The 7,580-nt window shown below is 42.0% G+C and carries 8 protein-coding genes; all 8 read right to left on the bottom strand.

Annotated features, from left to right (window positions below; genetic code table 11):
* Nucleotides 1-98 precede the first annotated feature (98 nt).
* The 8 genes from CSV77_RS14400 to CSV77_RS14365 all read right to left on the bottom strand — a co-directional run bounded on the left by CSV77_RS14400 (nucleotide 99) and on the right by CSV77_RS14365 (nucleotide 7,573).
* Nucleotides 99-317 carry a hypothetical protein gene (locus CSV77_RS14400; protein WP_099673938.1) on the bottom strand — a complete coding sequence of 73 codons (219 nt, stop codon included), beginning with the start codon at nucleotides 315-317 and terminating at the stop codon, nucleotides 99-101.
* Between the two features lie 63 nt (nucleotides 318-380).
* A complete protein-coding gene (locus tag CSV77_RS14395) occupies nucleotides 381-587 on the bottom strand; it encodes a VOC family protein (RefSeq protein ID WP_099673937.1) in 207 nt (68 codons plus the stop codon).
* A 271-nt stretch (nucleotides 588-858) separates the two neighbouring features.
* A complete protein-coding gene (gene hcaB / locus CSV77_RS14390; RefSeq protein WP_099673936.1) occupies nucleotides 859-1,656 on the bottom strand; it encodes a 3-(cis-5,6-dihydroxycyclohexa-1,3-dien-1-yl)propanoate dehydrogenase in 798 nt (265 codons plus the stop codon).
* Between the two features lie 91 nt (nucleotides 1,657-1,747).
* Complete coding sequence (locus CSV77_RS14385; protein WP_085130860.1) at nucleotides 1,748-2,251, bottom strand: aromatic-ring-hydroxylating dioxygenase subunit beta; 504 nt, start codon at nucleotides 2,249-2,251, stop codon at nucleotides 1,748-1,750.
* A gap of 12 nt (nucleotides 2,252-2,263) precedes the next feature.
* Nucleotides 2,264-3,586 carry an aromatic ring-hydroxylating oxygenase subunit alpha gene (locus tag CSV77_RS14380; RefSeq protein ID WP_099673935.1) on the bottom strand — a complete coding sequence of 441 codons (1,323 nt, stop codon included), beginning with the start codon at nucleotides 3,584-3,586 and terminating at the stop codon, nucleotides 2,264-2,266.
* 19 nt (nucleotides 3,587-3,605) lie between these two features.
* A complete protein-coding gene (gene nadX, locus CSV77_RS14375; RefSeq protein WP_099636370.1) occupies nucleotides 3,606-4,382 on the bottom strand; it encodes an aspartate dehydrogenase in 777 nt (258 codons plus the stop codon).
* Between the two features lie 12 nt (nucleotides 4,383-4,394).
* Nucleotides 4,395-5,852: an aldehyde dehydrogenase family protein gene (locus CSV77_RS14370; protein WP_233212266.1), complete on the bottom strand. Its 1,458-nt coding sequence runs from the start codon at nucleotides 5,850-5,852 to the stop codon at nucleotides 4,395-4,397.
* A 29-nt stretch (nucleotides 5,853-5,881) separates the two neighbouring features.
* Nucleotides 5,882-7,573, bottom strand: a complete 1,692-nt coding sequence (locus CSV77_RS14365) for a thiamine pyrophosphate-binding protein (RefSeq protein ID WP_233212265.1) — start codon at nucleotides 7,571-7,573, stop codon at nucleotides 5,882-5,884.
* Nucleotides 7,574-7,580: the final 7 nt, after the last annotated feature.

The raw sequence follows: 7,580 nt of genomic DNA, 5'->3' as shown, positions 1-7,580 counted from the left end.
AACCACTCATAACTTTCGTGGAGGAACAGTTGTCACTTTAACTGTTTCTCCACGAAAGTACAGCAAGCGTAGCGCGGTAGGCTTTTCAACATAACCGCTCAATAAATGGTGTCCACTTTCTTGACAGAAGACCAAAATAGTGCGTCCGCCTCTTTTGCTTCTCCTTTATATGCCACTTGGGTCACTTCTGCAGCCTCCGACTCGATTTTTGGAGGAATCTCCAAATTTGGCAAGTCCCCTAAGCGGGCAGCAGACGCAATGATGTCTTCCACTATGAATGCAATTTGGGTAATAGTCCGTGAGCCAAACAGTAGCACGGCAATATGACCCCCCACTTTTTTAGACTGGGACGTTTCTCTTTCAAGCAATTCGAATACAGTTTACAACGAAGCTTCTGTATCTAAATAGGCATAACGCCCTTTGTTTACAGATATGAATTTACCTGAATGTAGCAACGGATAAACTCTTGTAGCAAAAGTTTCGAGACAAGGAGCAATTTTGTCTACAACAAAAGCAAGGTGATGAATCCCTTCTCCGTATCCCACCAAATAATCTTTCATCGTGTTTGGTTCATCATTCACTTCCATCAGTTCGATCTGGATTTACAGTGTGTCAATGAGTACAAACTTACTCTGCGTATCTGAGGTGACTCCTTTATGAAACACTTGCGATTGGTCATGGGCACCTGCCAACAAATATTCCGGTTCCATAAAGCCAAGCAACTTGCTGAATGATGATATGGCTTGATCTATATCCTTTACAATGAAATCGATTTGTTCTATTGAATTGTTCCGAGTATTCTTTTATCAAGACTGCACCATATTTCAGTAATCAATTTCGCCTTAGAACGACCTATTATCAGAAAGTCGTACCAGGCATCCCTCTCACACCAAGCCCCCCGTCACTCTCTATGATGGTTCCAGTTATCGCCTTAGCGTTATCAGATGCCAATAGGACATAGGCGCCGTTGTGATCACTTGCTTCCTGAGCAATTTGCAGTGGATTTCTACTTGCAATATTTTTCTTTCTCGTTTCCTTATCTATCTGTTTTACGCTATCTTGCAGGCATGGGATCGCAGTGATTTCCGTGACCGTTCCACCAGGTGACACGCCATTTACTCTAATCTCAGGAGCCAACTCATAAGCCAACTCTCGGATAAGCCCTACAATCGCATGCTTACTTGCCGTGTAAATAGGGCCTCCGCCATTCGGATAAAACCCGGAATTGGAAACGGTGAAGATGATATTCCCTTTCGTTTTCTTCAGCTCTTCAGCAGCAGCTTTTGCCGCCAATAAGCCCCCTTTTACATTTATATCGAAAATAGTTGAAAACGCTTCGTCCAGATGCTCTTCTGGCAGTCGCTCCAATGTGACAAAGCCATCGAATACGCCTGCATTGGAAACTAATATATTCAGTTTTCCAAACTTCTCCACCGTTTTTCGGACAACTTCTTGATGGCTTGAATATTTTGTTACGTCGCCTTTCACTGTTAAAATATTGTCTTTAAATTCTTCTTGTAACGCATTCAGCTTCTCTTCTGACCTTCCCAAAATACAAACTTTAGCACCTTGATGTATATACTCTCTTGCGACTGCTTCCCCAATGCCGTTCGTTCCACCTGTCACAATTGCAACTTTTCCATCCAATGATTCCATCACTTTTACACTTCCCCACTATAAAGTTAATCCTTTTTATAACAACTGTAGCTACCCTAATTTTAACGGGTAGCTACATATTGAATGACTATTAAACAAAAATCGCCAAGTTTCTTGTTCCTAAAGACGTCTGATCTGCTAAGAACCAGCGTGATACTAACTTCCAATCACCATTTTCTTTGCGGAGTACGTCTTTACGCTCTCCCGAGATTAAGTCAGCAGTCGTATCTGTACTTCTGCTTCTATACAACAGCAAATTACTATGGACAGCCACTTCATTTTCCGACACTTCTTTGATCTTCACATTCGAAACATTCCTTCTTGTACGTGATGGTGGCAATTCAGCCCACGCCATATCTGTTTTCATACGATCGATTCGAAGTTTCAAAGTTGTCGAATCATCGTCGAATAGTAAGGTAGCTTCTGAGTAATCAGGTTTTGACTTTTCCATTTGATTGATTCTTAAAGGCATTGTATAACTGATTTCCTCAGACAACAGTTCATACCAACCATCAAAATTCAATTGATCCAAAAGCTCTGATTCTTTATAAAGCCATTGCTCAATTTCATGTTGCAATATAATATCCTCATGCATCCCATTCACCTCTTATTCAGCCGTTATTTGATCAAGCCAGTTTCTGAAAAATGCTCTGGAGTTCGCTTCATTAAATTTATCTTTATAAACAATACCAGGTCCAACGAAGTCTTCTACTGGCTCTTGATGCATACCCATCGTGTAGTTAAAGACAATGTTCTCATGTAAATGATATGGACTTTTACTGTTTTGTGTGATATCTGTAAAATTTTCTGTATCGTCTTGTTCGAAAATTCCAGAAGCTCCGAACGTTAATGTAAAAGCTTGTTCTGATAATCTCTTCCATTCTTCTGTTGCATTTTTTTCAACAAGCATCCATGATGATATCTCCATGGAGTCTGGTCCCGTCGGCTTCCAGATACGAAGGGATGTATGAGAGATTTTCTGGCCTTTTAAATCCATCGAAGAAATGAGAATCATAATATTCGGAGAGACACAAACAATCATATTCTTCATCTGCTTCAAAATGTCGTATTGATCTTCATTGAGTCGTTCTTTATATTCATCAATTAAGCTTTCAGGAAAGGCAAAACCGTCAGGGTTCGGCATGCCTAAATTCAATCCATGCCCGTTCCCCGTATAAATCTGGTAACCATATTTTGAATAGTCCCCTGTCGGAACAAGGCCTAATTTTGCAATCGATCCGTGAGAAACCAATGTATGGTAAGAGTCAGAAATTGTATTGTCTGATCCCAGTTTCCAAGTTCCATCTACATTCCATTTTTGTGGAAGACCTACGACCTTCATTTCTGCACGGTTAAATGCAAGGTCGAGATACCATTTAATATCTCCTAAAAATTCTTCGAGGGAAACAGCTTCAGAATTAAGCGTTGCAAAAATCAAGTCTGCATAGACATCATGACGAATTTCCTTCAAGCCCATTTTACTTTTATCCATCGTTTCACCGTAAACGACTTTCTGGAACGGAATCCCGATCAAGTCACCAGTGTTTTTAAAGTTGAACCCATGGTAAGGACACGTAAAGTTTTTTTGATTTCCGTTATCCATCCGGCAAAGTTTCATACCGCGATGTGTACAAACATTTAGCAACACATGAATTTCACCATCTGCACCATGTGTGACGATGACGCTCTGTCCGCCCATTTCCCGTGTCACAAAATCTCCTATGTTCGGTATTTCCGACTTATGGGCGACAAATAGCCAGTCCCTTAAGAAAATTTTCTCCATCTCAAGCTCATAAACTTTTGGATGTGAGAAAATATAAGATGGAATCAAGCCTTCTTCTGGCTTAACTGTATCTTTTAAGTATTGAATCAATTCACTTCTTGTCATTTCGTCTAGCCGCGGAACTTGTTTAGTACTCGTAGTAGTCATACAAACGACCTCCTTATTTTTATAAGCCGATCTTTATAGTAGATTGCAACTTTTTCAATGTACCTAGCACACTTAAAGCGGCTAACATACTCGTGTTAGGGTTCGTACGCATCGGCTCGTTTTCAATTTGAAACGTCATAGACCCAAAAGTACCTTCCGCTTGAATTTGATGATGATTTTTCGTCACTGTCGAATCGGCAATAATTTCAACTTTCGTATTTTCCACTCCGATCCCAGCGAGTGATAATACAATCGAAACATTGATATTCTTAGGGAATTTTTCAATCGCTTCTGCAGCTGATCCTTGGAAAATCACTTTTTCCCCTACGATGTCCTCTCCAAATGAATGCGCCGGTTTCCTCGTTGTTAATGAAACCCTTTTCAATTCTCCTAATCCATTTGCATTTTGGATTGCGTCTATTCCTCCTATTGCACCGGATGGTAAATAAATTGAATGTTTGTGTTTTTTCCCCAAAAATTTAACTTCTTCTAAAAATGCCTCATCAGCTAGTGCTCCGATACTAATGATGATCACTTCTTTTTTCTCAAGCACCTTTGGAACGTGCTGATGAGCCGTTGCTACGTTGGCTGCTTCCACTACGATGTCTATATCGGATTCGAGGAATTGATCGATATCATTGAACAACTGGACTCCATAATCAGCAGCTAGCTGTTCATATTTTTTTAAGTTGCGGACAAATAAGCTCTTCACTTTCAATCCGTCCAACTGCATTTGCTGTATTTCTTTTATGATGAATGTCGCAATGGAACCGGCTCCGATAATACCTATGTTCATTCAGACAACTCCTTATTCGGCAAATCCATATGAATCAGTGAAATGTTCAAAGCCGCCAAATTCTGTCACGCTCGATAGACCACTTTCTTTGATTCCTGGAAAATCGAGGCGTAAATCTTTGAAAATCGTATGATTGTTAAAGAATATGGCGCCAGCTTCGATACGATCAGCCAACCGTTTTGCTGCTTCGATGTCAGTTGTCCAAATGGATGCCCTTAATCCATATTCCGAATCATTCGCATATTTGATTACTTGCTCGGTATCATTGAACGACATCACCGGAATGACAGGACCAAATTGCTCCGCTCTCATGATCTCACTCTCCTGATGCACATTTGTAACGATGGCCGGAAGCATGAAATATCCGTCTTCCCATGTATCCTCGTTTAGTTTTCTACCAAAATAATGCACTTTGGCACCTTCTTTTTCTGCACGGTCAATCAAATCTTTCACGAAACGAAATTGTGATTCATTATTCAATGGGCCCATTTTGACATCCGGTTGGATCCCGTTTCCGACAATTGTTTTGTTAAATTCTTCGCTTAGTTTATCCAACAACTCTTCGTATCGAGTTTCGTGGACATAAATGCGCTTAATGGCAGAACATACTTGCCCAGCACCTTTCAAAACTCCATTTCTTAACTTTAGGATTGTTTCCTTGTTCAAATCGGCATCGGCCAATATAATGGCAGGGTCATTACCGCCCAGTTCCATATTCAATTTCTTCAAATTAGACGAAGACTTTTCCATCAATACTTTTCCTGTATTTGTGCCACCTACAAACGCAATTGTCCGGACCCGTTCGTCCTTCGCGATTCGATCTCCAATAAGACCACCCGAACCTGTCACAACGTTCAATACCCCTGGCGGTAGACAGTCAGCAAGCTCTTTCATGAAGACCATAATTGTCAATGGACAATCTGTCGCAGGTTTGAAAACGACTGTGTTTCCTGTCAAAATAGCCGGTATGACCCGCTTGAACGTTAAGATCATCGGGGAATTCCATGGGGTGATGATTGCCGTCACACCTCTTGGACGTCTCCGAATTTCGACCTGTTGGGCCTGTCCGGACAAATCTCTTGGCTCATACCAGTTTTTCAGGTTTTCCGGCAACTCATTTAAAATCTGTACACATCTTTGAATATCTAACTTGCCTTCTTGCAGAGTTTTACCATTTTCTCTGACAAATAAAGTCGTATATTCATCGACACGGTCTTTCACACGCTCCCATACTTGGTGAATACGCTCAATTCGTTCATCCAATGATGTTTGCGACCATGTTGGATACGCATCTGCCGCTGCCGTAATCGCCCGGTCTACATCTTCTTCGGATGCCAGCCCGATAAAACCGACGACTTCACTTGTGACGGCAGGATTGATGACGTCTTTGTGCCTATTTAACGTTTTCCATTCACCGTTCACTAATATCTTTCCTGAAATTTGCAAAGTTGCTTCCGTTTTATAGACCAATTTGTCTCCCTCATTTCCATTGAACGATCTTATTTTATTCTTTTCGGTTGAAATGACGAAGCGACACCCGGGGGCCCCCCGAATGGTTTAGCCATCGGTCCTACTGCTTCCATATCGACGACAATCAAAGTCATCTTATCTGACCCTGTAGCATTCTCCAATGCTTGGTCAAATGCATCGGCAGAACCTACTCTCGTTGACCCTATCCCCATCGAATGTGCCAGCTGTACAAAATCCGGACTGACCAAATCGACACCGACTTGTCGGCCATATGCTGCGTCTTGAATATTTCGAAGTACACCGTAACCGCTATCGTCAAACACAAGTATGATCATCGAAAGGTTCTCTTGGACTGCTGTTGCAAGTTCACCAATATTGACCATGAAGCCGCCATCCCCTGCTAATACGACAACCCGTTTATCAGGGTTTGCTTTTTGTGCGCCGATTCCTGTCGGTAAGGCTTGGCCAATTCCGCCTCCCGAGGCATGAATCGAATGGCGTGGTTTATAGATCTCGAACAGTCGGCTTCCCCAAACATTCGCTGGAACGGTAACGTCCCTTACAAAAATTGTTTCTTCGTCCAGTCTGTTTCTCATACTGTCCAAAATGTTTTCATAAGGTCCTAATGTTTTGCGTAACTTGGCTCTGAGCGTTTCACGCAATTCTTGCACATTTTCACTATATTCACCGCTCGGCATTGTGTAACCGCTTGCTTCTAGTTGAGTGACAAGACTCTCTACGACCGTTTTAATATCTCCGACTAACCCATACTTCGCTTCATAATTTCGGCTGACCGCCAAATAATCGGCATCAATTGTAATATGGTTTTCCGGCACTTCAACTGACCAGCCGGCAGTTTCATTACTCCGGAAACGTACACCAATACTAATGAGTACATCAGCATTCGCCAAAAATTGCTTTGTTTCTGGAGAAGCCCCAAAATGTCCAATACATTGCGGATGATCCTCCGGAATGATTCCTTTAGCTGATTGGCTCGTAATGACAGGCGCGTCCGTCATTTCCGCCAACTGTCTGATTTGTTCGGAAGCACCTGACAAAATCGCTCCGTTTCCGACCCATAATACTGGTCGCTTCGCTTCTTTCATCGCCTGCACAACCGCTTCAGGTACAATGAATTTTTCTTGTATTGAAGAACTATTTGCCAATTCATCGTAAATCGGAGTATCTGGAATAATGGCTGATTGATAATCAATTGGTATTTCAACACTTATTGGACCTGATGGTACTTGAAATGCTTCCTTGATCGCTTTTCGGATAAACCCAGTTGCCTGCTCCGGAACCTTTAGTTGGTAAGCTTTTTTACAAGCTCCCTCCATCATTTGAAGCTGATTTTTACATTCGTGGATATAACCTCTACCTGTCCCAATCTGTTCAGAAGAAACTTCACCGGTTATATGTAATAGGGGGACACCGGCACTCCAGGCTTCCACCAAAGCACCTGCTGCATTTCCTGCGCCTGTGCCTGTACTTGTAATTGCCACGCCTAGCTTGCCAGTCGATCTTGCATGTCCGTCAGCCATATTCACTGCGCCACTCTCTCCACGTGCACAAACTAATTCAATACTTCCTTCACGTAAAATCGCGTCGTAAATCGGCATATTATGAATACTCACAATCCCGTAAGCGGTTTCAACACCCGCATTGACTAATTCCTTTACTATTGCATCCGCTACCGTAAACTGCTTTTGTGTACTTTCCACTCCAAGT

The organism is Sporosarcina sp. P16b (assembly GCF_002743065.1).
GTDB lineage: Bacteria > Bacillota > Bacilli > Bacillales_A > Planococcaceae > Sporosarcina.
This window is presented reverse-complemented; position numbering and strand designations above follow the sequence as displayed.